At 72.7% G+C, this 23,198-nt stretch carries 23 protein-coding genes; 19 read left to right on the top strand and 4 right to left on the bottom strand.

Going from position 1 to position 23,198, the window contains the following annotated elements; translation table 11 throughout:
• Positions 1-104 precede the first annotated feature (104 nt).
• The 14 genes from infC to AC3ERT_RS10790 all read left to right on the top strand — a co-directional run bounded on the left by infC (position 105) and on the right by AC3ERT_RS10790 (position 14,055).
• Positions 105-737, top strand: coding sequence for a translation initiation factor IF-3 (gene infC, locus AC3ERT_RS10855; protein WP_335976254.1), 633 nt, complete (start codon positions 105-107; stop codon positions 735-737).
• A 131-nt stretch (positions 738-868) separates the two neighbouring features.
• Complete coding sequence (gene rpmI / locus AC3ERT_RS10850) at positions 869-1,063, top strand: 50S ribosomal protein L35 (RefSeq protein ID WP_103886374.1); 195 nt, start codon at positions 869-871, stop codon at positions 1,061-1,063.
• Between the two features lie 98 nt (positions 1,064-1,161).
• Positions 1,162-1,545, top strand: a complete 384-nt coding sequence (gene rplT / locus AC3ERT_RS10845; protein WP_335975471.1) for a 50S ribosomal protein L20 — start codon at positions 1,162-1,164, stop codon at positions 1,543-1,545.
• A gap of 238 nt (positions 1,546-1,783) precedes the next feature.
• Positions 1,784-2,647, top strand: coding sequence for a TrmH family RNA methyltransferase (locus AC3ERT_RS10840; RefSeq protein WP_435173785.1), 864 nt, complete (start codon positions 1,784-1,786; stop codon positions 2,645-2,647).
• A 49-nt stretch (positions 2,648-2,696) separates the two neighbouring features.
• On the top strand, positions 2,697-3,821 hold the full coding sequence (locus AC3ERT_RS10835) for a sensor histidine kinase (protein ID WP_435173831.1): 1,125 nt from the start codon (positions 2,697-2,699) through the stop codon (positions 3,819-3,821).
• A gap of 253 nt (positions 3,822-4,074) precedes the next feature.
• The gene (gene pheS / locus AC3ERT_RS10830; RefSeq protein ID WP_435136082.1) at positions 4,075-5,196 is read left to right on the top strand and encodes a phenylalanine--tRNA ligase subunit alpha; all 1,122 of its coding nucleotides are present in this window, start codon (positions 4,075-4,077) and stop codon (positions 5,194-5,196) included.
• Positions 5,196-7,706, top strand: coding sequence for a phenylalanine--tRNA ligase subunit beta (pheT, locus tag AC3ERT_RS10825; protein WP_335975481.1), 2,511 nt, complete (start codon positions 5,196-5,198; stop codon positions 7,704-7,706). The genes pheS and pheT overlap by 1 nt, the downstream gene beginning before the upstream one ends.
• A 417-nt stretch (positions 7,707-8,123) precedes the next feature.
• On the top strand, positions 8,124-8,897 hold the full coding sequence (locus tag AC3ERT_RS10820; RefSeq protein WP_335975485.1) for an ABC transporter ATP-binding protein: 774 nt from the start codon (positions 8,124-8,126) through the stop codon (positions 8,895-8,897).
• A gap of 142 nt (positions 8,898-9,039) precedes the next feature.
• On the top strand, positions 9,040-9,774 hold the full coding sequence (gene uppS / locus AC3ERT_RS10815; protein ID WP_335975489.1) for a polyprenyl diphosphate synthase: 735 nt from the start codon (positions 9,040-9,042) through the stop codon (positions 9,772-9,774).
• Positions 9,771-11,309: an oxygenase MpaB family protein gene (locus AC3ERT_RS10810; RefSeq protein ID WP_435173783.1), complete on the top strand. Its 1,539-nt coding sequence runs from the start codon at positions 9,771-9,773 to the stop codon at positions 11,307-11,309. The genes uppS and AC3ERT_RS10810 overlap by 4 nt, the downstream gene beginning before the upstream one ends.
• A gap of 144 nt (positions 11,310-11,453) precedes the next feature.
• Positions 11,454-12,098 carry a dihydrofolate reductase family protein gene (locus tag AC3ERT_RS10805; protein WP_335975491.1) on the top strand — a complete coding sequence of 215 codons (645 nt, stop codon included), beginning with the start codon at positions 11,454-11,456 and terminating at the stop codon, positions 12,096-12,098.
• 130 nt (positions 12,099-12,228) lie between these two features.
• Positions 12,229-13,203: an aldo/keto reductase gene (locus tag AC3ERT_RS10800; protein ID WP_335975495.1), complete on the top strand. Its 975-nt coding sequence runs from the start codon at positions 12,229-12,231 to the stop codon at positions 13,201-13,203.
• A 102-nt stretch (positions 13,204-13,305) separates the two neighbouring features.
• Positions 13,306-13,626 (top strand): carboxymuconolactone decarboxylase family protein, encoded by a 321-nt coding sequence (locus AC3ERT_RS10795; protein WP_435136068.1) that lies wholly within the window; start codon positions 13,306-13,308, stop codon positions 13,624-13,626.
• 18 nt (positions 13,627-13,644) lie between these two features.
• Positions 13,645-14,055, top strand: coding sequence for an SHOCT domain-containing protein (locus tag AC3ERT_RS10790; RefSeq protein ID WP_435136065.1), 411 nt, complete (start codon positions 13,645-13,647; stop codon positions 14,053-14,055).
• A 6-nt stretch (positions 14,056-14,061) separates the two neighbouring features.
• On the opposite strand, the gene AC3ERT_RS10785 is transcribed toward AC3ERT_RS10790, so the two are convergent.
• Entirely contained in the window at positions 14,062-15,378 is a 1,317-nt protein-coding gene (locus AC3ERT_RS10785; protein ID WP_435173781.1) for a cytochrome P450, read from the bottom strand.
• Positions 15,379-15,476: 98 nt separating this feature from the next.
• On the opposite strand from AC3ERT_RS10785, the gene AC3ERT_RS10780 reads away from it, so the two are divergent.
• The 4 genes from AC3ERT_RS10780 (at position 15,477) to AC3ERT_RS10765 (ending at position 18,152) form a co-directional block, all read left to right on the top strand.
• Positions 15,477-16,205 (top strand): TetR/AcrR family transcriptional regulator, encoded by a 729-nt coding sequence (locus AC3ERT_RS10780; RefSeq protein WP_435136059.1) that lies wholly within the window; start codon positions 15,477-15,479, stop codon positions 16,203-16,205.
• Positions 16,206-16,375: 170 nt separating this feature from the next.
• On the top strand, positions 16,376-16,642 hold the full coding sequence (locus AC3ERT_RS10775) for a GlsB/YeaQ/YmgE family stress response membrane protein (protein WP_435173779.1): 267 nt from the start codon (positions 16,376-16,378) through the stop codon (positions 16,640-16,642).
• 161 nt (positions 16,643-16,803) lie between these two features.
• Entirely contained in the window at positions 16,804-16,995 is a 192-nt protein-coding gene (locus AC3ERT_RS10770) for a CsbD family protein (RefSeq protein ID WP_435173778.1), read from the top strand.
• Between the two features lie 419 nt (positions 16,996-17,414).
• Positions 17,415-18,152: a hypothetical protein gene (locus AC3ERT_RS10765; protein ID WP_435173777.1), complete on the top strand. Its 738-nt coding sequence runs from the start codon at positions 17,415-17,417 to the stop codon at positions 18,150-18,152.
• Between the two features lie 31 nt (positions 18,153-18,183).
• Here AC3ERT_RS10765 and AC3ERT_RS10760 read toward each other — a convergent pair whose 3' ends face one another.
• Together AC3ERT_RS10760 and AC3ERT_RS10755 are read right to left on the bottom strand one after the other, a co-directional pair.
• Positions 18,184-19,470 (bottom strand): NAD(P)/FAD-dependent oxidoreductase, encoded by a 1,287-nt coding sequence (locus AC3ERT_RS10760; protein WP_435173829.1) that lies wholly within the window; start codon positions 19,468-19,470, stop codon positions 18,184-18,186.
• Between the two features lie 167 nt (positions 19,471-19,637).
• The gene (locus AC3ERT_RS10755) at positions 19,638-20,495 is read right to left on the bottom strand and encodes a 3-hydroxybutyryl-CoA dehydrogenase (RefSeq protein ID WP_335975518.1); all 858 of its coding nucleotides are present in this window, start codon (positions 20,493-20,495) and stop codon (positions 19,638-19,640) included.
• 278 nt (positions 20,496-20,773) lie between these two features.
• Here AC3ERT_RS10755 and AC3ERT_RS10750 point away from each other — a divergent pair, with 278 nt between their 5' ends.
• Positions 20,774-22,099, top strand: coding sequence for a glycoside hydrolase family 10-like protein (locus tag AC3ERT_RS10750; protein ID WP_488180728.1), 1,326 nt, complete (start codon positions 20,774-20,776; stop codon positions 22,097-22,099).
• A 303-nt stretch (positions 22,100-22,402) separates the two neighbouring features.
• Here the strand turns inward: AC3ERT_RS10750 and fabI are convergent, their stop codons facing one another.
• Positions 22,403-23,194, bottom strand: a complete 792-nt coding sequence (gene fabI, locus AC3ERT_RS10745) for an enoyl-ACP reductase FabI (protein ID WP_435173774.1) — start codon at positions 23,192-23,194, stop codon at positions 22,403-22,405.
• Between the last annotated feature and the right edge of the window lie 4 nt (positions 23,195-23,198).

Here is a 23,198-nt window from a genome sequence, read left to right as displayed (position 1 = left end):
GGGGCGTTTCTGACGTTCGGGCACGGTGCACAGGGTAGAAGCAGAAGAAGACCCGAAGCGCGGCTGTCGGCCAGTCAGTCGCGTCGTGCAACCGAGGAGGCCCCATCAGCGCCGAGCCCCGCATCAACGACCGGATTCGCGTTCCCGAGGTGCGACTTGTCGGTCCCAGTGGCGAGCAGGTCGGCATTGTGCCGCTTGCCAAGGCCCTGGAGCTTGCGCAGGAGTACGACCTCGACCTGGTCGAGGTCGCGGCGAACGCCCGTCCGCCCGTGTGCAAGCTCATGGACTACGGGAAGTTCAAGTACGAGTCGGCCATGAAGGCCCGTGAGGCGCGCAAGAACCAGGCGCACACGGTCATCAAGGAGATGAAGCTCCGGCCGAAGATCGACCCGCACGACTATGACACCAAGAAGGGTCACGTCGTCCGGTTCCTCAAGCAGGGCGACAAGGTCAAGATCACGATCATGTTCCGCGGTCGTGAGCAGTCCCGCCCGGAGCTGGGCTACCGCCTGCTCCAGCGGCTCGCGGAGGACGTCCAGGACCTCGGGTTCATCGAGTCGAACCCGAAGCAGGACGGCCGCAACATGATCATGGTCCTCGGTCCGCACAAGAAGAAGACCGAGGCCATGGCCGAGGCCCGCGAGGCCCAGGCCGCCCGCAAGGCGGGCCGCCAGGGTGACGACGGCGACACCGCCGACGAGCAGTCGCAGGTCGAGGCTCCGGCCGACGCCGGCTGACACCGCGGTTCGAGAAGGACCCCGCAGGCCGCCCGCCCGGGCGGCTTCGGGTGGTAAGAGCAGAACTGACGCTCCCCGTACGCCCTCCACCGGGCGCCCGGGAGGGCCAGCGACGAGGAGACCACGGCGCCATGCCGAAGAACAAGACCCACAGTGGTGCGAGCAAGCGCTTCAAGATCACCGGCTCCGGCAAGGTGCTTCGCGAGCGTGCCGGCAAGCGCCACCTGCTCGAGCACAAGCCGTCCAGCAAGACGCGCGCCCTGACCGGCACCGTCGAGGTTGCCCCGGCCGACGCCAAGAAGATCAAGAAGCTTCTCGGCAAGTGAGCCGCGCGCCCCCGACCGGGGCGCGCGGTCCGATCCGGGACCCCCATCGCTTTCGGACCGCGTGACGAATACCGCGGTCCCGCAGAAGGAGTTATCAAGTGGCACGCGTCAAGCGGGCAGTCAACGCCCAGAAGAAGCGCCGGGCGATTCTTGAGCAGGCCAGCGGTTACCGCGGTCAGCGTTCGCGCCTGTACCGCAAGGCCAAGGAGCAGGTCACCCACTCCCTGGTCTACAACTACAACGACCGCAAGAAGCGCAAGGGCGACTTCCGGCAGCTGTGGATTCAGCGGATCAACGCCGCTGCCCGTGCGAACGGCATCACCTACAACCGCTTCATCCAGGGTCTGAAGGCCGCCAGCATCGAGGTGGACCGCAAGATCCTGGCCGAGCTGGCGGTCAACGACGCGCCCGCGTTCGCCGCGCTGGTCGAGGTCGCGCAGAAGGCGCTGCCGTCGGACGTCAACGCGCCGAAGGCCGCGTGACGCTGCGCTGGGCTCAGCCGGAGTGACGGTGCGCGGGCCCGCAGGCGGTTTGCCGTCTGCGGGCCCGCGGTGCGTTTCCCTCCGGGGTGGGTTGTGCTGTCGCTTGCGGGACCTTCCTTGGGTTGGTGGCCGGTCGCGCAGTTCCCCGCGCCCCCTGAGTACCGCCGCCCGTGGCTTCCCGCGCAGTTCCCCGCGCCCCCGGACAACCCCGCCCGTTGATGGAAAGAGAGCAGCCCGCGTGAGTACGCCCCCGACCGAGCTGAGTTCGTTGCGGTCCACGCGGGTGGTCGCGGCCCGCAGGCTCGGGAAGCGGTCGTTCCGGGCCAAGGAGCGGCGGTTCCTCGCGGAGGGGCCGCAGGCGGTGCGGGAGGCGGCCGCGCATCCGGGCGGGCCGGACGGCAGGACACTGGTCGAGCTGTACGCCACCGCGGAGGCGGCCGAGCGGCACCCCGACATCGTGGCGGCGGCCCGTGCCGCGGGAGCGCCCGTGCTGACCGCGACCCCCGAGGTGGTCGCCGACATCTCCGACACCGTCACCCCGCAGGGCCTGGTCGGGGTCTGCCGGTTCCTGGACACCCCGTTCGACCAGGTGCTCGCCGCCCGCCCGCGGCTGGTCGCGGTGCTCGCGCACGTCCGCGACCCCGGCAACGCCGGCACCGTCCTGCGCTGCGCCGACGCCGCCGGCGCGGACGCCGTGGTGCTCACCGACGCCTCCGTGGACCTGTACAACCCGAAGGCCGTACGGGCCTCGGCGGGCAGCCTCTTCCACCTGCCGGTCGCGGTGGGCGTACCGGTGGAGACGGCCGTGGCGGGCCTGCGGGCCCAGGGCGTACGCGTGCTGGCCGCCGACGGCGCGGGGGAGCGGGACCTGGACACCGAGCTCGACGAGGGCCGGATGCTCGGGCCGACCGCCTGGGTCTTCGGCAACGAGGCGTGGGGGCTGCCCGAGGAGACCAGGGCGCTCACCGACGAGGTGGTGCGGGTGCCGATCCACGGCCGGGCCGAGAGCCTCAACCTGGCGACGGCCGCCGCGGTCTGCCTCTACGCCTCGGCGCGGTCACAGCGCACATCCGCGGGGTGCCGCGGTGTCACCTCCAGCTAGTAGGGTGGCCGGTCCGGGCCCGGAGAGGGGGGTGGCTGCGTTGGACGTGATGCCGCAGCACGGCGTACGCGGCGGATCGGCCGCGCTGCCCGACGGCGCGTCCCCGTACGCCCTGGGCATCGACCCCGACGACCTGCCCGACGGGCTGGTGGTCGCCGACGAGCACGGGCGGGTGGTCTGCTTCAACGCCGCCGCCGCCCGGATCACCGCGCTGAGCCCCGCCGACGTACTCGGCCGCCCGGTGGAGCAGGCGCTCCCGCTGGAGGACCTGGACGGGCGCCGCTGGTGGCAGCTGACCGACCCGTACGGCGGGCTCGCCATCCGCTCCGCGCAGCCCGAGCGGAACCTGCTGCTGCCCGGCGGCCGCGAGGTGCTGGTCTGCGCGCGGTACGTCCGGCAGGTGCCGGGCGGGCCGGTGCGGCGGCTGGTGGTGACGCTGCGCGGCACCGAGGCGCGGCGCCGTACCGAGCGTTCGCACGCCGAGCTGATCGCGACCGTCGCCCACGAGCTGCGCTCCCCGCTCACCTCGGTCAAGGGCTTCACCAAGACGCTGCTGGCGAAGTGGGAGCGGTTCACCGACGACCAGAAGAAGCTGATGCTGGAGACCGTCGACGCCGACGCCAACCGGGTCACCCGGCTGATCGCGGAGCTGCTCGACATCTCCCGGATCGACTCCGGCCGGCTGGAGGTGCGCCGCCAGCCGGTGGACATGGCCGCAGCCGTACGGCACCACGTGGACGCGCACGTCGCGGCCGGGCAGAGCGCGGAGCGGTTCGCGGTCAAGGTGCCCGGCCCGCTGCCGGCGCTGTGGGCCGACCCGGACAAGGTCGACCAGATCCTGGGCAACCTGCTGGAAAACGCGGTGCGGCACGGCGAGGGGACTGTCACCATCGAGGTGACCCGCGCCGCCGGCCCGACCGGCGACGACCGTACGACGGAGGGCACGGCGGTCACGGTGAGCGACGAAGGCCCCGGCATCCCCGAGGAGTCGATGAGCCGCGTCTTCACCCGTTTCTGGCGGGGCAGCAAGCGCGGCGGCACCGGCCTGGGGCTGTACATCGTCAAGGGCATCGTCGAGGCGCACGGCGGCACCATCAGCGTCGGGCGGGCGCCCGGCGGCGGCGCGGAATTCCGATTTACCCTGCCCGTCGGGGCCCCCGCCTACCTGGCCTGAGCGGCCGCCGGCACCAGCCGGCACCCAACGGACCGGGAACAGCGCGCGGAAGCCGCCCCGACGGGCGCCGCCGTCACCGCCCGCCGGCCGCCACCACCCGAGCGGCCCACGGCCGCCACCACGGCCGTAGCAGGGCGCGACCGCCACGGCCGATAGACTCGTCCTTCGGCACGGGTCCGGTCGGGCAAGATCCTCCCCCGGAGGCACCGCCTCGGGGTCACCGCCACAGCATCCGCATTCGGAACGGGAAGAGATGTCGGCACCGAACAAGTCGTACGACCCAGTCGAAGTCGAGGCGTTGCAGCCGGAGCAGATCGAGCGGATGCGCGACGAAGCGCTCGCCGCGATCGCGGCCGCCGCCGATCTGGACGCCCTCACCCATGTCAGGACCGCGCACGCGGGCGGCGGTTCGCCGCTCGCGCTGGCCAACCGCGAGATCGGCGCGCTGCCCCCGCAGGCCAAGGCCGAGGCCGGCAAGCGGGTCGGCCAGGCCCGCGGCCAGGTGAACAAGGCGCTCACCGCCCGCCAGGCCGAGCTGGAGGCCGAGCGCGACGCGCGGGTCCTGGTCGAGGAGGCGGTCGACGTCACGCTGCCCTACGGCCGGGTCCCGGCGGGCGCCCGCCACCCGCTGACCACCCTCAGCGACCGGATCGAGGACATCTTCGTCGCCATGGGCTACGAGGTCGCCGAGGGCCCCGAGGTCGAGGCCGAGTGGTTCAACTTCGACGCGCTGAACTTCCCGCCGGACCACCCGGCGCGCGACGCCCAGGACACCTTCTTCGTCGCCGGCCCCGACGGCTCCGAGGCGTCCGGGATGGTGCTGCGCACCCACACCTCCCCGGTGCAGATCCGCGCGCTGCTCGCCCGCGAGCTGCCGGTCTACGTGATCGCGCCCGGCCGCGTCTACCGCTCCGACGAGCTGGACGCCACCCACACCCCGGTGTTCGCCCAGGTCGAGCTGCTGGCCGTGGACGAGGGCCTGACCATGGCGGACCTGAAGGGCACCCTCGACCACATGGTGGTCGCGCTCTTCGGCGAGGGGATGACCACCCGGCTGCGGCCGAACTTCTTCCCCTTCACCGAGCCGTCCGCCGAGATGGACATGCTCTGCTACGTCTGCCGCGGCGCGTCCGTCGGCAACCCCGACCGCCCCTGCCGCACCTGCTCCTCCGAGGGCTGGATCGAGCTGGGCGGCTGCGGCATGGTCAACCCGAAGGTGCTCGTGGCCTGCGGTGTCGACCCCCAGAAGTACAGCGGCTTCGCCTTCGGCTTCGGCATCGAGCGGATGATGATGTTCCGCCACAACGTCGAGGACATGCGAGACATCGTCGAGGGTGACGTGCGCTTCACCCTTCCGTTCGGGATGGAGATCTGATGCGGGTCCCGCTTTCTTGGCTGCGGGAGTACGTCGACCTGCCGGCCGGCACCACCGGCCGCGACGTCCAGGCCAAGCTCATTTCCGCCGGTCTCGAGGTCGAGACCGTCGAGCGCGTGGGCGCCGGGCTGCAAGGGCCGCTCGTGGTCGGCCAGGTGCTGACCATCGAGGAGCTGGAGGGCTTCAAGAAGCCGATCCGGTTCTGCACCGTGGACGTCGGCAAGGCCAACGGAACCGGCGAGCCGCAGGAGATCGTCTGCGGCGCCCGCAACTTCGCGGTCGGCGACAAGGTCGTGGTGATCCTGCCCGGCGGTGTGCTGCCCGGCGACTTCCACATCTCCGCCCGCAAGACCTACGGCAAGGTCTCGCACGGCATGATCTGCTCCGCCCGCGAGCTGGGCATGGGCGACGACCACGACGGCATCGTGGTGCTCCCGCCCGAGCACGAGGCCGGTACCGACGCGATCAGCCTGCTCGAACTCGTCGACGACGTGCTGGACATCGCGGTCACCCCCGACCGCGGCTACTGCCTGTCGCTGCGCGGGGTGGCCCGCGAGACCGCGACCGCGTTCGGGCTGCCGCTGAGCGACCCCGCGCTGATCGACGTGCCCGCGCCCAAGGAGGGCGGCTACCCGGTGCAGGTCGCCGATCCGGCCGGCTGCGACCGCTTCACCGCCCGCACCGTCACCGGCGTCAACCACGAGGCCCGCTCGCCGATCTGGCTCCAGCGCCGGCTGCAGAAGGTCGGCATGCGGCCGATCTCGCTCGCCGTGGACATCACCAACTACGTGATGTTCGAGGTCGGCCAGCCGCTGCACGCCTACGACCGGACCCGGCTGACCGGCCCGATCGGGGTGCGCCGCGCCGAGGCCGGCGAGAAGCTGACCACCCTCGACGGCGTCGAACGCGTCCTGGACGCCGAGGACCTGGTGATCACCGACGGGTCCGGGCCGATCGGCCTGGCCGGCGTCATGGGCGGCGCGCACACCGAGATCGCCGACTCCGGGATCGACTCCGGCACCAGCGAGATCGTCATCGAGGCCGCGCACTTCGACCCGGTGTCGATCGCCCGCACCGCCCGCCGCCACAAGCTCGGCTCCGAGGCGGCCCGCCGCTTCGAGCGCGGCACCGACCCGCAGGCCACCGCGGCCGCCGCACAGCGCGCCGTGGACCTGCTGGTGCTGCTCGCCGGCGGCACCGCGGAGCCCGGCGTCACCGACGTCGCCGTTCCGGTGCAGCCGCGCACCGTCGCGATGGCCGCCGACCACCCCGACCGGGTGGCCGGCACCGCGTACGGCCGCGAGACGGTGGTGCGCCGCCTCCAGCAGATCGGCTGCCACGTCACCGGCTCCGACGAGCTGGTCGTCGCCGTGCCGAGCTGGCGCCCCGACCTCGCCTTCCCCAACGACCTCGCCGAGGAGGTCATCCGGCTGGAGGGCTACGAGAACCTGCCCTCCACCCTGCCCAAGGTGCCCTCGCAGCGCGGCCTGACCGACTCCCAGCTGCTGCGCCGCCGGATCGGCCGTGCCCTGGCCGGCACCGGCTACGTGGAGGCGCCGAACTACCCCTTCGTCGGCGCCGACGTCTTCGACGCGCTCGGCCTCGACGCGGACGACGCGCGCCGCCGCACCGTACTGCTGGCCAATCCGCTCTCCGACAACGAACCGGCGCTGCGCACCACCCTGCTGCCCGGGCTGCTCGGTGCACTGCGCCGCAACCACGGGCGCGGCAGCCACGACCTCGCGCTCTTCGAGACCGGCCTGGTCTTCCACCCCAAGGACGGCGCCGGCACCCCGCCGCGGCTGCCGGCCGACCGTCGGCCCACGCCCGAGGAGATCGCCGCGCTGGAGGCCGCGCTGCCGGAGCAGCCGCGGCACGCCGCGGTGGTGCTCGCCGGGTCCCGTGAGCTCGCCGGCTGGTGGGGCCCGGGGCACCAGGCCGGCTGGGCCGACGCGATCGAGGCGGCCCGCACGGTCGCCCGCGAGGCAGGGGTCGAGCTGATCCTGCGGCAGGACCAGCACGCGCCCTACCACCCCGGGCGGTGCGCGGCCTTCTACGCCGTCGCCCCCGACGGCACGGAGGTCCTGGTCGGCCACGGCGGTGAGCTGCACCCGCGCGTCACCAAGGCGCTCGGCGTGCCCGAGCGCACCTCCGCGATGGAGGTCGACCTCGACCTGGTCGAGTTCGCCGGGGCCGGCCGCCGGCCGACCGGGCCGCGCGTGTCCACCTTCCCCGTCGCCACGCAGGACGTCGCGCTCGTCGTCGCCGCCGACGTGCCCGCCGCCGAGGTCGAGGCCGCCCTGCGCGAAGGCGCCGGTGAACTCCTGGAGTCGCTGCGGCTCTTCGACGTCTTCACCGGGCCGCAGATCGGGGAGGGGCGCAAGTCCCTGGCGTATGCGCTGCGCTTCCGTGCGGCCGATCGGACCCTCACCGCCGAGGAGGCGTCCGCCGCCCGCGAAGCGGCGGTCGCCCGCGCCGCGGAGCGTACGGAGGCGGTGCTGCGGGGCTAGCTAGCTGGACCCTCCGGGGTGGGTGGTTCTGCCGGTTGCGGGACCACCCCCCGGTGGGGGGCTTGCGCTCCGTTCTCCCCCAGGGCTTCGCCTGGGAAGGACCCCCACGCGCCCTTGATTTGCTCGGCTCTTCCCGCGAAAGAAGCTCGCGCCCGAAAGCCTTTGGTGGACCCGCCCCCCGGTGGGGGGTTTCGCGCGCTGTTCCCTGCGCCCCTGGTTGGCTCGGCTCTTCCTGCGAAAGAAGCTCGCGCCGAAAGCCTTTGGTGGACCCGCCCCCCGGTGGGGGGCTTGTCGCGCAGTTCCCCGCGCCCCTTTGGGGCGCCCTCCTTCTGCGGGAGGACCCGCATCCACCGTCCACCCGGGTGGGATGGGGGCGGGGAGGGTGTGGAGGGGGGCGGTGGGGGACATGGTGGGGTGGTGGACGAGGGTGCGGAGAAGGGCCGGGCGGCGCCGACGGTCGTGGTGGACGACCTGCATGTGGTGTACCGCATCCATACGGCCTCCGCGGGGCGCGGCAGCGCGGCGACGGCGCTGGCCCGGATGCTGCTGCGCCGGGGTTCGCCGAATGTCCACCTGGTGCACGCGGTGCGGGGTGTGTCGTTCGTGGCGTACCGCGGGGAGGCCATCGGGATCATCGGCTCGAACGGGTCGGGGAAGTCCACCCTGCTCAAGGCGATCGCCGGGCTGCTCCCGGCCGAGCGCGGCCGGGTCTACACCGAGGGCCAGCCGTCGCTGCTGGGGGTGAACGCCGCGCTGATGAACGACCTGACCGGCGGCGTCAACGTGGTCCTGGGCGCGCTGGCGATGGGCATGGACCAGGAGGAGGTCGAGGCCCGCTACCAGGAGATCGTCGACTTCTCCGGGATCAACGACAAGGGCGACTTCATCTCGCTGCCGATGCGGACGTACTCCTCCGGGATGTCGGCCCGGCTGCGGTTCTCGATCGCGGCGGCGAAGAACCACGACGTGCTGATGATCGACGAGGCGCTGGCCACCGGCGACCGGGCGTTCCAGAAGCGCTCGGAGGAACGCATCCGGGAGCTGCGCGAGGAGGCCGGGACGGTCTTCCTGGTGTCGCACAACAACAGGTCCATCCGTGAGACGTGCGGCCGGACCCTGTGGATCGAGCAGGGCGAGCTGCTCATGGACGGCCCCACGGACGAGGTCGTGGACGCGTACGAGAAGGGCTGAGACCCCCGCCGTCGACGTATTCGGACGGGCGTACGGCGGGTGAATCGCGCGGGATCGCGGTGTGTCGGGGCCCGGCCGGCGGGACCCTGCTGAGTGCCGGACCGCCGGTCGGCGGCGACTGCGCGACAGTGGGGGAGCACAGGTGACGCTCGACGGGCGGGACGTGCCGCGGCACGTCGCCTGCGTGATGGATGGCAACGGCCGGTGGGCCCAGCAGCGGTCCCTGCCGCGGACGTCGGGGCACCGGGCCGCGGAGGCACCGGTGATCGACGTGATCGAGGCGGCGCGCTCGGCGGGCGTGCGGTGGCTGAGCCTGTACGCGTTCTCCACGGAGAACTGGCGCCGCCCGGCCGGCGAGGTCGACTTCCTGATGGGGCTGGTGCGGCGGGTGGTCCGCAAGCACGCGGCGCTGCTGCACGTGCGCGGCATCCGCTGCCGCTTCCTCGGCGTCAGCGACCCGAGGATTCCCGCGCCGCTGGCCCGCGACCTCGCGGACCTGATGACGCTGACCGAGGCGAACCGGGGGATGACGCTGACCGTGGCGTTCGACCACGGCGGGCGCCGGGACATCGTGGAGGCGGCCCGCTCGCTGATCCGCAGCGCGGTGCCGGCCGACGCGGTCGACGAACGCCACTTCGCCGCGCACCTGCCCTTCCCCGACACCCCGGACGTGGACCTGGTCATCCGCACCTCCGGTGAGCAGCGCATCTCCAACTTCATGCTCTGGCAGGTCGCTTACGCCGAGTGGGTCTTCCCCCCGGTGCTGTGGCCCGACTTCCGCGCGCCGCACTTCCTGGAGTGCGTCCGCGCCTACCAGCAGCGCGACCGCCGCTTCGGCGGTGTCGCCCCGTCCCCGAACGGAGAGGTCCACCTGTGACCGAAGCAGGCAGCAGCGGCGCGGGGAGCACCGGCCCCCGCGCCCATCCCCAGGACGGCGGCGGCCGTTCGCTGTTCGGGCCGGACGCGCAGTTCCACCGGTTCTTCAACGACCCGCGCTGGGCGCTGGCCGTGGTCCGGGCCACGGTGCTGGAGGCGGCACACCCGCAGGTCGGCGCGGCCCTGATCGACAACTCGACGTTCGTGGCGCACCCGTGGCGGCGGCTGCGCAACACCCTCGTCAGCCTCCAGCGGATGTTCGGGGCCGACGACCGCACCCGGCAGCGGGAGGCGGCCCGCCTGAACCGGCTGCACGCCAGGCTGTCCGGCACCGACGCGCAGAACCGCGCGTACGACGCGATGGACCCGGCGGTCCGCGCGTGGGTGGTCGCGACGCTCTTCGAGAGCTCCGTGACCATGTGCCGGCTCAGCGGGCAGCCGCTCGACCAGGCCACGATGGAGCAGCTGTACGCGGAGTTCCGCGCGTACCTGGCCGCTCTGGGGGACCGGGCCGGGCACCTGCCGCCCACGCTGCCGGAGTTCTGGCGGTACTACGACCGCGTGGTCGAGGAGGAACTGGAGAACACGGACGCGGTGCGCCTGATCCTCTACAAGCTCTTCGACCACCTTCCGGCGCCGCCGCTGCTGGAGGGCCTGCCCACCGCGTGGGCCGCCGGACGGACGGTCGCCGGGCCGGTGATCGGCGCGATCACCGTGGCCTCGCTCCCCGAGGCGTTCCGCCGCCGCGCCGGGCTGCCGGAGACGCCGGGCGCGCAGACGCTGATGCAGGGCGCGTACCTCGCGGCGGGGCTGGCGCGGTTCCTGCCCGAGGGCTGGGTGCGGACCGAGGCCGTCACCGACCTGCTGTCGCTGACCCCGGGCAGCGACGACCCCCGGGCGGCGGCGCTGGACGCGCTGCGCGGCCAGGTGAAACGGGCCGGCGCGCTGTTCCGGCTGGTCGCGCCGCTGCCCGCGCAGCGGACCGCGGAACAGGCCGGGCAGCGGCCCGGGACGCGCGGTGCGGAGCGGGCGCCGGACTCCCGGGAGGCGGCGGCCCGGGTGCGCGGCTCCGGCGAGTTCTTCACCGCGGTCCTCGACCAGACCGGCGACGGCTACCTCGACTGGCCCGACCTCGCCGCCATGGCCCGGGAGCTGTCCTTCCGCCTGGATCTGGACGAGCCGCAGGAGACCCGGCTCTACAACGCCTTCGCCGCCTGGTGGAAGGAGCTCCAGGTGGACCTCGACGTCAACGGCGACGGCCGGATCAGCGCGCAGGAGTACGCCGACGCTGTCCCCTCCCTGGCCGGTCCGGCGCTGATCAGGGTCGCCGAGGTGCTCTTCGACGTCACCGACGCCGACGGCAACCAGTACATCGACGCCGAGGAGTACCGGGCGCTGTTCCGCACCGGTTTCCACCGCAGCGTGGCGGGCGGCGAAGTCCGCTACTCCCGGGCGGCGTTCGTGAAGGACTTCCTGTCCTTCATGTCGGGCCGCGCGGCCTCCACCGCCTACGACCCGCTGTTCACGCAGGCGTAGGTGTCCGTCCGGGTTCCTCCGGTGCGGGTTCCGGTACGGCGTCCGGTATCTCTTCCGGCACGGGCGGGCCGCCGCCGCGGGCAGCGATGAGTTTCCGCGGCGGCGGCGGTCTCATGTCCGTCACCGACCGCACAGGAGGAACCCGTGGCGCAGTTGCTGCGTGTACAGAACTTCACCGTGTCCAGCGACGGCGTCGGCGCCGGCGAGGAGCAGACGCTCGAGCGGCCGTTCGGGCATGTCGACCCCGGGCAGCTGTTCGCGTGGGCCGGGGCCACCGCGAGCTGGCCGATGCGCACCGACGGCGGCGGCAGCCGCGGGCTGGACGACTACATGACCCGCGACTTCGCGCACAACATCGGCGCCGAGATCATGGGCCGGCACAAGTTCGGGCCCCAGCGCGGGCCCTGGCAGGACGAGGAGTGGCGCGGCTGGTGGGGCGACGAACCGCCCTTCCACACCCCGGTGTTCGTGCTCACCCACCACGAGCGGCCGTCCTTCACCCTGGGCGAGACCACCTTCCACTTCGTCGACGCGGACCCGGCCGAGGCCCTCGCGCAGGCGCGGGAGGCGGCGCAGGGCAAGGACGTGCGGCTCGGCGGCGGGGTGAGCACCATCCGGGAGTTCCTGGACGCCGACCTGGTCGACACCCTCCACATCGTGGTCGCCCCGGTCCGGGTCGGCTCCGGGCTGCGGCTGTGGGACTCGCCGGACGACCTGCGCGACCGCTTCCACGTGGACGTCGTCCCCAGCCCGAGCGGGGTGACCCACCACCTGTTCTGGCGCAAGTAGCCGCGGTGTCGGCAGGCGCGGGCCGCCGCCGGGTGGCCCGCGCCCGGCGCGGCGCGGAATGCGGGCCGGGCGCCGCGCGTTGGCGACGAGGAGATCATCACGAGGAGATCATGACGAGGAACGAGGAGCGATGAAGCACATCAAGCTGCGCGACCTGGACGTCTCCCGGATCGGGCTCGGCGCCATGGGCATGTCCCACGCGTACGCCGGGGCGGGGAGCGATGACGCGGAGTCGATCCGTACGATCCACCGGGCCCTGGAGCTGGGCCTCACGTTCGTCGACACCGCCGAGGTCTACGGGCCGTATGTCAACGAGGAGCTGGTCGGCCGCGCGCTCAAGGGCCGCTGGGACCAGGTGGTGCTGGCGACGAAGTTCGGGCTGATCTCGCACACCGGGCGGGAGGGCGGCGCCGACAGCAGCCCGGCCAGTATCCGCACCGCGGTCGAGGGTTCGCTGAAGCGGCTGGGTACGGACCGGATCGATCTGTACTACCAGCACCGCGTCGACCCGGGCACGCCGATCGAGGAGACCGTCGGCGCCCTCGCCGAGCTGGTCGCCGAGGGCAAGATCCGGTACATCGGGCTGTCCGAGGCCGGTCCCGACACCATCCGGCGCGCGCACGCGGTGCACCCGGTGACCGCGCTCCAGTCGGAGTACTCGCTGTTCACCCGTGACCCGGAGCAGCGGGTGCTGCCGGTGCTGCGCGAGCTGAACATCGGGTTCGTGCCCTTCTCGCCGCTGGGCCGCGGCTTCCTGACCGGGTCGATCCGTTCGGCCGACCAGATCGACCCGAAGGACTTCCGCGCCGACAACCCCCGCTTCACCCAGGAGAACTTCGCGCACAACCTCCGGCTGGCCGACGAGGTCGCGGCCGTCGCCGCGGAGATCGGCGCCACCCCGGCGCAGGTCGCGCTCGCCTGGCTGCTCGCGCAGGGCGACGACATCGCCCCGATCCCCGGCACCCGCCGGGTCGCCCGCGTCGAGGAGAACATCGGCGCCGACGCGGTCCACCTGACGGACGCGCAGCTGGCGAAGCTCAGCAGCCTTCCCCCGGCCGCCGGCGAGACCCACAACGCGGCGCAGATGCGCCTGCTGGAGCGCTGACGCCCCACATCCTTCCGTCCAGTACCCCTACCCGCGGTCATGTCGCTTTACGATGGAATAAAAGTCACATTTTCTCCTGTAGTGGAATGAGGTGACCCGATCATGGCCGCACCGACGGAGACACCTGTCCTGGACACCCTTGCCGCCATGACGGTCGACTCCCTGGAGCGCTGCGGTCTGGACGACCGGACGCTGCTGCTGACCCGGGTCGCGGCTCTGGCTTCGATGGACGCTCCCGCGCTGTCCTATGCCGCGCACCTGGGTCCCGCCGCTGAGGCGGGCCTGACCGCCGAGCGGGTGCAGGACGTACTGGTGGCGATCGCCCCGGTCGTGGGCACCGCGCGGGTGATGGCCGCCGCGGCCAACATCACCAAGGCCCTGGGCATCGCGATCACGGTGGCCGAGGACGAAGGACCGGCCTGACGCGGAAGGGAGAAGACCATGGCAGGGACCGTGACCCTGGCCTACGACTATCCGATCCTCGGGGCGTTCTGGACGGTCTTCCTGCTCGCGCTGGCCGTTCTATGGTTCGTCCTGCTCTTCCGGGTCATCGTGGACGTCTTCCGCGATGACGACCTGGGCGGGGCGGCAAAGACAGGATGGCTGCTGTTCGTGATCCTGCTGCCGTTCCTCGGCGTGTTCGTCTACGTCGTCGCCCGCGGCCGGCACATGGGCGCGCGCGAGCAGGCCCACGCCCGAGCAAGGCAGGAGGAGTTCGAGAGCTACGTCCGTACCACGGCCGGGGCGAACGCGCCCGAAGTCGAACAGCTCACCAAGCTCGCCGACATGCACGACAAGGGCGCCATTTCCGACCGCGAGTACGAACGGGCGAAAGAGAAGGTGCTGCACTGACGGAACTCACCGGCGTGTGCGCGCCACGGCGGGCAGGGTGCCGTAGCCGCGCAGGATGCGGGTCGGGCGGCGGCGCGCCCCGGCCCGCAGCTCGATGGCGGGGAAGCGTTCGAAGAGCGTGCGCAGCCCCACCTCGCCCTCCATCCGCGCCAGTGACGCCCCGAGGCAGTAGTGGCGTCCGGCGCCGAACGACAGGTGGTCGCGGGCGTTCTCGCGGGTGACGTCGAAGGTGTGCGGGTCGGCGAAGACCTCCGGGTCGCGGTTGGCCCCGGCCAGCACCACGCTGACCAGCCGCCCGGCCGGCACCGCGGTGCCCGCGATGGTGGTCGGCCGCACCGTCATGCGGCCGGTGAGCAGCACGGGCGGGTCGTAGCGGAGGATCTCGTTGACCGCGTTGCCCCAGGCGTCGGGCCGCTCGCGGAGCAGGGCGAGCTGGTCGCGGTCGGCCGAGAGCAGCGCGATGCCGTTGCCGAGCAGGTTGACGGTGGTCTCGAAGCCGGCCGCGAGCACCAGCCCGGCGGTGGACTTCAGCTCCTTGTCGGTCAGGCCCGTGCCGTCCTCCTGGGCGGTGACGAGCTGGCTGAGCAGGTCCTCGCCGGGGTCGGCGCGCAGCCGGTCCAGGTGGCCGCTGAGCCACTGGTCGAAGGTGCCGAGCGCGGACTCCACCCGGCGGAACTCGCCCCAGGGCAGGCCGACATCGAGGCTGGGCGCGGCCGCCTCGCCGAGTTCCAGCACGCGGTGCCGCTCGGCGGGCGGGATGCCCAGGATCTCGCAGATCACCGTGACGGGCAGCAGCGCGCAGTAGCGCGCGATCAGGTCGGCGGGCTCGTCGGCCGGTATGGTCCCGACCAGTTCGTCCGCTATCTGCTGGGTCCGCTCCTGGAGTTGGGCCACCGCCCGCGCGGTGAAGACCTTCGTGACGAGCTTGCGGTAGCGGGTGTGCTGCGGCGGCTCGACCGCGAGCAGCGACGGCGGCCGGACCGGGTGCAGCACCTCGATCTCCGACCAGGCACCGACCTTGGCGAGCAGGGTGTCCGCGGCCACGAAGCGGCCCGCCTCGACATCGGGGTTGGCCAGCGCCTCCCGGACGGCCTCGTGGGAGGTCACGACCCTCCCGAACCTGGAGGTGAGCACAGGTCCCTGGGCGCGGATGTCGTCGAGCAGGGCGAACAGTTCGGCGCTGGTGCCGCCGGCCATCTTCGCGACGAGCCGCCCCTGGAGGTCGCCGCGCCGGGCACCGAGGGCGACCGCGGTGCGGGGGAGGGCGTGGTTGGCGCCCCAGCGCACCACCTGCTTGACCTGGCGGGTCGGAGGAAATTGCATCGGCGCTCCTCATCCTCATTACCCACACCGTGGGTAATCCGCGGGCCATTCAATACCCACGTTGTGGGTTTGTGCAAGGCAGGGCACAATGAGCTGCTATGACGCGACTCCCGGAGACCGGCACGACCTGCGCGGAGCCCGGCCCGGCGCGCCGCGGCCGACCGCCCAAGGGCACCGCCCAGCTCTCCCGGGACGGGATCGTCGAGGCCACGCTGAAGGTGATAGACGCCGACGGGACCGCCGCGGTCTCGATGCGCTCGGTCGCCCGCACCCTCGGGGTCGACGCCAAGAGCCTCTACAACCACGTCGACGGCAAGGACGGGCTGCTGGACGCCGTCGCCGAGCACCTCCTCGGCGGGATCGCGCTGCCCGAGCTGACCGGGGACTTCGCCACCGACCTGCGCGCGGTCGCCGACGCCTTCCGCGCGCGGGCGCTGCTGCACCCCGAGGCGGCCGCACTGGTGCTGACCCGTCAGGTCACCTCGCTCGCCGCCCTCGCCCCCGTCGAGGCGATGCTCGCGGTGCTGCGCGGCGCCGGCTGCCCGGTCGGCGAGGCCGTCCAACTGCTGCGGCTGCTGGTGGCCGCCCTCGTCGGCATCCTGCTGCGCGAGGTCAGGACCGGGCCGACCTACGGCGTCGTCGAGGCGGGCGGCCTCGCCCAGCGCCGCGCCCTGCTGGCCGGCTCCGGCCTGCCCCACGTGGCGGAGGCGGTCGCCGAACTCGCGCACTTCGACCGTGAGGAGGGCTACGAGTACGCCATCGACGCGGCGATCGACGTCGTCGTCCGCCGCGTCGCCGCGGTCACCTCCGCCGCCGAAGGCCACTGAGCGTCGATCGGTGAGCGCGCACCGGTGAGCGCGGGTCCGTGGGGCCACTTCCGACCGGGCGTTCGTGGCACGGCCGTCCGGAAAAGCACACCGGGGGCGGGGTTTGAAAAGCCCGGGACCGTAAAGGCGGTGGCTATCACGATTTCACGTCTCGGAGGGAAGAGCGGGTCATGGGAATTCTCGCGTGGATCATCATCGGACTGCTGGCGGGGGCCATCGCCAAGGCGATCATGCCCGGTCGCGACCCGGGCGGAATCATCATCACCATGGTGATCGGAATTCTCGGCGGTCTGCTCGGCGGTTGGCTGGGGAAGGTCATCTTCCACGTCCACTCGATCAACGGGTTCTTCCACCTGTCGACCTGGATCGCGGCGATCGTCGGCTCGATGATCCTCCTGGCGCTCTACCGGGCGGTCACCCACGGCCGGCGCTCCTGACGCGGACATCCGCCCACCCTTCCGGCCGCGCCCGGGAGTTGTCCCACCGACCGGCCATGGGCAACGGCGCCAGGGTGGAGAAATTCCCAGAATTCCGTTTCCCGGAAATCGCCGTTCGATCCAGGAGATTCCCGGACCGACCGACAGAGAGGATCGACGACATGAGTGACCACGGCAAGACGCAGGCGAAGCTCGACGAAGCCAAGGGCAAGGTGAAGGAAAACGTCGGCCACGCCGTCGGCAACGAGCGCATGGAGGCGGAGGGTCGGACCGACCAGGCCGGGGCCGACATCCGCCAGGCCGGCCACAAGGCCAAGGACGCCGCCGAGGACGTCTTCCACACTGACGACTGACGCCCCTCGACGATCGACGTCGTGGCGGAACACGGGTGTGCCCGCCCGGAGGCGCAGGACCCTCCGGGCGGGCACACCCGTGTGCGCTGCGGTGCGGCGCGGTGCGGCGCGTCGACGGCGCCGCCGTCCACGGTCCCGGCCCGGGGCCGGGCCGGCCGCCGAGGCGGCGTCAGGACCGGGTGAGCAGCGCGCGACCGGGGCAGACGACGGGCATGGACACCGCCGACACGCCTCCGCAGCCCGACCGGCCGCCCGTACCCCCGACGTCTCCCGCGTCTCCCGCGTCTTCCGCGCGCCGCGCGGCTCCGTACGCCGGGAGCGGCGAGGCGCCGCCGGTGCCGTCCCAGCCGCCCGGGCAACCGCCCTACGGCGACGCCGGCGGTTCCCGGAAACCGGGCCCGCGACGTCTCCGCGGGCCGGTGCTGCTCTCGATGCTCGCCGCCGCGGTGGCCGTCGTCCTCGTGCTGGTGCTGACCGGCAACGGCAGTCGCCACCAGGACGGTTCGCCCGCCGGCGGCGGGACCGGACCCGTGGGGGCGGACGACTTCCATGCCGGCGACACCGCCCTGGTCGTCCTCGACGGTGTGTCCGGCCGCATCCAGTTGACCGCCGATCCGCACGCCCACGCCGTCACCGGCAGCTTCCACCGCACCGACGGCACCGCCGACCGACTGCGCGGACGGACCGTCCACGACGCCTCCGCCGACCGTGACGCGCTCGAGGTCGGGTGCGAGGACCAGGCCGGGGTCCGCGTGCCGTGCGCCGGGGACCTGGTCCTGACCCTGCCCGCCCACACCGGGCTGCGCCTGCGCCAGACCTCGGGCCAGGCCGTGCTGAGCGGGCTGGGCGGCGACGTCACCGTCGACGCCTCCTCGATCCAGCTCACCACGGCCGGCCTGCGGTCCCGGCTGGCGCACTTCACCGTCACCTCGGGCAGCGCCGACCTGTCCTTCGCGGGCGTGCCCGACGACTTCGACCTGCACGAGACGTCCGCGTCCGTCACCGCGCACCTGCCGCACTCCCCGGACGGCTACGCCGTCGCCACCGCGGCGTCGTCCGCGAGCACCCAGGTGACGGTGCCGCGCAATCCCGCCTCCGCGCACCGGCTCTCCCTGGCCGTCACCTCCGGCTCGCTGTCCGTCGCCTCCGCGGGATAGGGCGACCCCGCGCCGCACCCGGCGCGGCCGTTCACGCCCCCAGATCCGCCAGGACCTCCCTGGCGGCGCGGGCCCCCGACGCGAGGGCGCCCTGGACCGAGCCGGTCGCCCGGTGGTCCCCGCACAGGTAGCGGCGTGCGCCGCCCGCGTCGCTCATGGCCGACCCGTCGCCCGCGGGCCGGCGCGTGGTGCGGGTGAGCGGCCAGGGCGGCGGCATCGCGGGCAGCGCCTCCGGTACGCGGTACTCCGCCACCGGCTCCCACCCGTCGGTGTCCGTGTCGTACAACTCCGCCAGGGTGCGGCGCACTTCGGCCTCGTCCGGGGTGCCGGTCACGCCGAGGACGGAGGTGGAGACGAGGGCCCGACCCGGAGGAGCGTAGGTCGGTCCGATCGCGCTCAGCACCGCCGTGTTCAGCACGCGCCGGGCGGAGTCGGTGACCAGCACCGGCTCGGTGAGCGGCGGTTCGGGGGCGGCGTGGTAGTACGTCGTGACCGCGCGGGTCGGCACCGGCGCGAGCCCGGGCAGCAGCCGGACCGCGGCGCCGGGCCCGGTCGCGACCACCACGGCGGTGGCGGTCGCCTCCCGCCCGTCGGTGAGCAGCACGCCGTCGTCCGTCAGGGCCTCGACCGGGGACTCCAGACGCACAGTGCCGGGCGGCAACGCCGCGGCGAGCTGCGCCGGGACCGCGCCGATCCCCTCGGCCGGCAGGCACAGGGTGCCGCGCAGCATGGACCGCCACACCAGATGGAAGAAGCGGCTGGAGGTCTCCAGTTCGTCCTCCAGGAAGACCCCGGACAGGAACGGCCGCAGTACCCGGTCCACGAACTCCTCGGAGAGCCCGGCCGCGGACAGGGCGGTTCTCGTGGTGCGGTCGGCGCCGTGCTTCAGCACGTGCGGCGGTGCGAGCAGGTCGCGGCCGCTGAGCACGCCGAGCGCGGCGAGGTCGCGGGCGGAGCCGAGCCGCCCGGGCACGAGGTCGGCCAGCCGGCCGAGCCGGACGGGCCCGCGGGTGGGGTCCGCCACCCGCAGCCGCCCCTCGCCGGTGTGCACCAGCAGGTCCGGGGCGAACGGCCGCAGCCGCAGCCCCCGCAGCTCAAGTCGCCGCTTGACCTGCGGATACGACGTGTTGAACACCTGGAAGCCGCGGTCGAGGCGGAACCCGCCCCGGACGTCGGTGCGCATCCGCCCGCCCACACCGTCGGAACCCTCGAACACCCGCACCGTCAGGCCCGCGGCGGCCAGATCGCCCGCGCACGCCAGCCCAGCCGCACCTGCCCCCACGACCAGCACGTCCACGGGTTCCACCCCAGCCGCCACGACCGCCACCACCCTCTCCTCAGCGGTGGACTACCCGGCCCGCCCCAAAATCCACGGCTCCGTCCGGGTGATGCGCGCTGCCGGGGGCCCGCAGTCCCGTCGTGAGGGGCGACGGCGTGACCGCCGCGGCACGGTCCGGAACGGTCCGGCCCGTCCGCCGGGAGCCGTCAGTAGGCGTAGAAGCCCGCGCCGGACTTGCGGCCCAGTCGGCCCGCGTCGACCATGCGCTGGAGGATGGGCGGGGCCGCGTAGAGGGGCTCCTTGTACTCGCTGTACATCGAGTCGGCGATGGCGGCCACCGTGTCCAGGCCGATCAGGTCGGAGAGCTTGAGCGGGCCCATCGGGTGGGCGCAGCCCAGCTCCATGCCGTTGTCGATGTCCTCGCGGGTGGCGATGCCGGACTCGAACATGCGGATCGCGGAGAGCAGGTAGGGCACGAGGAGGGCGTTGACGACGAAGCCGGAGCGGTCCTGGGCGCGGATGGGGTGCTTGCCGAGGACGTCGGTGACCAGGGCCTCGGCGCGCTTGACCGTCTCGCTGCCGGTGGTGAGCGCCGGGATGATCTCGACCAGGCGCTGCACGGGGGCCGGGTTGAAGAAGTGGATGCCCACCACCTGGTCGGGGCGCGAGGTGGCCACCGCGAGCCGGACCAGCGGGATGGAGGAGGTGTTGGAGGCGAGGATGGCGTCGGGGCGGGTGACGACCTGGTCGAGTGTCTTGAAGATGCCGAGCTTGACCTGCTCGTCCTCCACCACCGCCTCGATCACCAGGTCCCGGTCGGCGAACTCGGCCAGGTCCGTGGTGTAAGTGAGCCGGTCCAGCGCCGCGTCCCGCTCCTGTTCGGTGAGCTTGCCGCGCTCCGCGGCCTTGGCGAGCGAGTTCGCCAGCCGGGCGCGGCCCAGCTCCAGCGCCTCGCCGGAGGTCTCGGCGACCCGGACGTCGAGTCCGGCCTTCGCGCACACCTCGGCGATGCCCGAACCCATCTGGCCCGCGCCCACCACTCCGACGCGCTGGATGTCACTCACTCGTCCGCCTCCCGATCGCCGGCCGTGTCCGGCCCCGTCGCTGCCTGCCGTGCGCTGGCTCGTACCTCTGATCACCGGCCCCTGATCACTGCCCCGATCGGGTACCGGACAGACGTTACCGCCCAGGAGGATCGGCGGGGCCGCCGCCCTGCCGCTCCAGTGGACTGGACCAGTCGGTGCTTGCCGCCATCGGCCCGGGCCACCATCATCGGCGGATCTGGACGGTGGATCAGGCAGATCGGCTCGATCAGGAGGACCGTATGGACCCGCTGGACCCGCTGCACCCGCTTTCCCGGAGGACGTTGACCGTCGCCGCCGCCGGAGCGCTGGCCTCGGCCGCGGCGGTCGGCACCGCACAGGCCGCGACCGCCGCCCGTACCGCGACCCCCGCCCGTACCGCAGACGCCGCCCGTACCGCCGACCCGGCCCGTCCCGCCGGCCCCGCCGCGGCCCCGGGCACCTCCCGCCGCGAGCTGCGCGGCATGTGGATCGCCACCGTCGCCAACACCGACTGGCCCTCCGCGCCCGGCCTGTCCCCGCAAGCGCAGCGCGCCGAACTGACCGGCCTGCTGGACCTCGCGGTCGAACGGCGGCTGAACGCCGTGATGGTGCAGGTCCGCCCGACCGCCGACGCGTTCTGGCCGTCGCCCTATGAGCCCTGGTCGCAGTACCTCACCGGCACCCAGGGCCGCGACCCCGGCTGGGACCCGCTGGGCACCGCCGTCCATGAGGCGCACCGCCGCGGGCTGGAGGTGCACGCCTGGTTCAATCCGTACCGCGTCGCGATGACCGACGACCCCGGCACCCTCGCCCCCACCCACCCGGCCCGGCTGCACCCGGAGTGGGTGCTGCCCTACGGCGGCAAGCTCTACTACGACCCCGGGCAGCCGCAGGTCCGCCGCTTCGTCGAGGACGCCATGCTCGACGCGGTGCGCCGCTACCCGGTCGACGCCGTGCACTTCGACGACTACTTCTACCCGTACCCGGTGGCCGGCCAGACCTTCGCCGACGACGCGAGCTACGCCCGCTACGGCGCCGGCTTCCCCGACCGCGACGCGTGGCGCCGCCACAACACCGACCTGCTGGTGCGCGAGATGGCCGCCCGCATCAAGCAGGTCCGGCCCGGCACGCAGTACGGCATCAGCCCGTTCGGCGTGTGGCGCAACGCCGCCACCGACCCGCTCGGCTCGGCCACCGCGGCCGGGGTGCAGACCTACGACGACCTGCACGCCGACACCCGCGGCTGGGTCGAGCGCGGCTGGCTGGACTACATCGCCCCGCAGGTCTACTGGTTGGCACAACCGCTTGACCAGCAGGTTCCTGCGAACTACGCGGTTCTGGTGCCGTGGTGGTCGGACGTGGTGCGGGGCACCGGGGTGGATCTGTACATCGGTGAGGCGCTGTACAAGGTGGGAGATCCGGCCCAGCCAGCGCAGTGGCAGGACCCCCGAGAACTGCTCCGGCACCTGGACCTCTGTGCCGAACATCCGGAGGTCCGGGGGAACGTCTACTTCTCGGCGAAGGAGGTTCGCGCCGATCCCTTGGGGGCCATGACGCTCATCCAGGATCGCTATGCACGGCGGGGTGGGCAGTGGGCCCGCTAGAGCAAATGGTGGGACTCCTGGCCGACCTTTCTGACGCGGACCAAGCCCTGATATTCGCGCGTCTTCAGAGGGCCCCGGAGGGGCGTGCAGAGCCGCAGGAAAGCTCGTCTCGAACGCCCCTCCCGCTTCCACGGCAAAGCGGGTCCGGGATGAGGGTCACGGTTCGGCGCGGGGGCCCGGTGTAGGCGACGTGCAGGAACCCGACCGCCGCCGGGGGAGGGGCGACGGTCGGGCTAGCTCCAGCGCACCGATCAATTGATTCATTCATTCATTCGCTCGTGCAGGGGCGAACGAGGCGGGCAACTACCCCTTCACGGGAGCGCCCATGGCGTGGTAGCCGCCGTCCACGTGCAGGATGCTGCCGGTCACGCCGCGGGAGAGGTCGCTGAACAGATACGTCGCGGTACCCGCGACCACGTCGGAGTCCTGGACGTCCCAGCCCAGGGGAGCGCGTTCGTGCCAGTTGTCGGCCAGGACTTCGAACCCGGGGATCGACTTGCCCGCCATGCTGCGGATGGGCCCGGCCGAGATGGTGTTGACGCGGATGCCCTTCGGCCCCAGGTCGCGTGCCAGGTAGCGGGTGACGGCCTCCAGCGCGGCCTTCGTCGGTCCCATCCAGTCGTAGACCGGCCAGGCCACCTGTGCGTCGAAGTCCAGGGACATCACCGACGCGCCGTTCGGTGCCTTCTCCAAGAGCGGTTGCAGCGCCACCGTCATGGCTTTGAGGCTGTACGCCGAGACGTGCATGGCGGTGCTGACCGATTCCCACGGGGTGTTGAGGAAGTTCCCGCCGAGTGCGTCAGCGGGTGCGTACGCGATGGCGTGCAACACGCCGTCTACGTGGTCCCACACGGCGGCCGTGTCGGTCCGGAGTTGTTCCAGTTCGGTGGGGTTGGTGACGTCCGCCGACAGCAGAGCGACCGGTTCCTTGGGGAGGCGCTTGGCGATGCGGCCCATGATCGAGGACGGCCGGCCGGGGGCGTTCGTCAGGATGACCTCGGCGCCGTGATCCATCGCCTGGCGGGCGATGGCGAAGGCGATGGAGTCCTCTGTGAGGACGCCACTGATCACGAGGCGTTTGCCGTCGAGCAGCATGAGG

The organism is Actinacidiphila sp. bgisy145 (assembly GCF_057708125.1).
Note: the sequence above shows the minus strand (reverse complement) of the source record. Positions and strands in the feature narration are given on the sequence as shown.

Excerpts from the sequence above, each read along its gene's own strand:
- rpmI (WP_103886374.1), top strand. The coding sequence starts at position 869 with ATGCCGAAGAACAAGACCCACAGTGGTGCGAGCAAGCGCTTCAAGATC.
- AC3ERT_RS10835 (WP_435173831.1), top strand. The coding sequence starts at position 2,697 with ATGCCGCAGCACGGCGTACGCGGCGGATCGGCCGCGCTGCCCGACGGC.
- pheS (WP_435136082.1), top strand. The coding sequence starts at position 4,075 with ATGTCGGCACCGAACAAGTCGTACGACCCAGTCGAAGTCGAGGCGTTG.
- pheT (WP_335975481.1), top strand. The coding sequence starts at position 5,196 with ATGCGGGTCCCGCTTTCTTGGCTGCGGGAGTACGTCGACCTGCCGGCC.
- AC3ERT_RS10800 (WP_335975495.1), top strand. The coding sequence starts at position 12,229 with ATGAAGCACATCAAGCTGCGCGACCTGGACGTCTCCCGGATCGGGCTC.
- AC3ERT_RS10795 (WP_435136068.1), top strand. The coding sequence starts at position 13,306 with ATGGCCGCACCGACGGAGACACCTGTCCTGGACACCCTTGCCGCCATG.
- AC3ERT_RS10790 (WP_435136065.1), top strand. The coding sequence starts at position 13,645 with ATGGCAGGGACCGTGACCCTGGCCTACGACTATCCGATCCTCGGGGCG.
- AC3ERT_RS10785 (WP_435173781.1), bottom strand. The coding sequence starts at position 15,378 with ATGCAATTTCCTCCGACCCGCCAGGTCAAGCAGGTGGTGCGCTGGGGC.
- AC3ERT_RS10780 (WP_435136059.1), top strand. The coding sequence starts at position 15,477 with ATGACGCGACTCCCGGAGACCGGCACGACCTGCGCGGAGCCCGGCCCG.
- AC3ERT_RS10775 (WP_435173779.1), top strand. The coding sequence starts at position 16,376 with ATGGGAATTCTCGCGTGGATCATCATCGGACTGCTGGCGGGGGCCATC.
- AC3ERT_RS10770 (WP_435173778.1), top strand. The coding sequence starts at position 16,804 with ATGAGTGACCACGGCAAGACGCAGGCGAAGCTCGACGAAGCCAAGGGC.
- fabI (WP_435173774.1), bottom strand. The coding sequence starts at position 23,194 with ATGCTGCTCGACGGCAAACGCCTCGTGATCAGTGGCGTCCTCACAGAG.